This window comes from Vibrio sp. Y176 (assembly GCF_033438945.1).
In genome coordinates this window covers 1-780 of sequence record NZ_JAWOQS010000379.1, presented here as the reverse complement: position 1 = coordinate 780, position 780 = coordinate 1, and the positions used below count along the sequence as shown (strand labels likewise).

1 protein-coding gene is annotated in these 780 nt (G+C 51.9%); it reads left to right on the top strand.

Annotation, left to right across the window (positions count from 1 at the left end; translation table 11 throughout):
- Positions 1-780, top strand: a 780-nt coding sequence (locus R7O13_RS26175; RefSeq protein WP_318305116.1) for an MDR family oxidoreductase, incomplete at both ends; no start/stop codon positions are given.

Genomic DNA, 780 nt, shown 5'->3' with positions numbered 1-780 from the left:
GATTGACGTTGATTACTCATCGTTAAACTACAAGGACGGCCTTGCGATCACAGGGAAAGGTAAAATCATCCGCAACTTCCCAATGGTACCAGGCATTGATCTAGCAGGTACGGTCGTAAGCTCTGACGATGCACGCTACCAAGCAGGCGATAAAGTCGTTCTTACTGGCTGGGGTGTCGGCGAAAACCACTGGGTCGGTATGGCGCAACGTGCTCGTCTAAAAGCGGATTGGTTGGTTCCTCTACCAAAAGGCTTAGACAGCAAAAAAGCAATGATGGTCGGTACAGCTGGCTTTACCGCAATGCTGTGTGTTCAAGCTCTGCTGGATGCTGACATCAAACCAGAAGCTGGCGAAATCCTTGTCACTGGCGCCAGTGGCGGCGTAGGTTCGGTGGCGGTGACGCTTCTGGCTCAACTGGGCTACAAAGTGGCAGCCGTTACTGGTCGTGTTGAACAAAACGGTCCACTTTTAGAAAAACTGGGCGCAAGTCGCATCATCGACCGTGTTGAATTTGAAGAGCCTGCACGCCCACTAGAAAAACAAATTTGGGCTGGCGCAGTCGACACCGTTGGCAGCAAAGTGCTAGCGAAAGTATTGGCGCAAATGGATTACAACAGCGCCGTCGCGGCGTGTGGTCTTGCTGGCGGTTTTGACCTGCCAACCACAGTAATGCCGTTCATCCTACGTAATGTACGTCTGCAAGGTGTGGATTCCGTGATGTGTCCAACCGAAAAACGCATCGCAGCGTGGGAAAAACTGGTTGAGCTACTACCAGACAG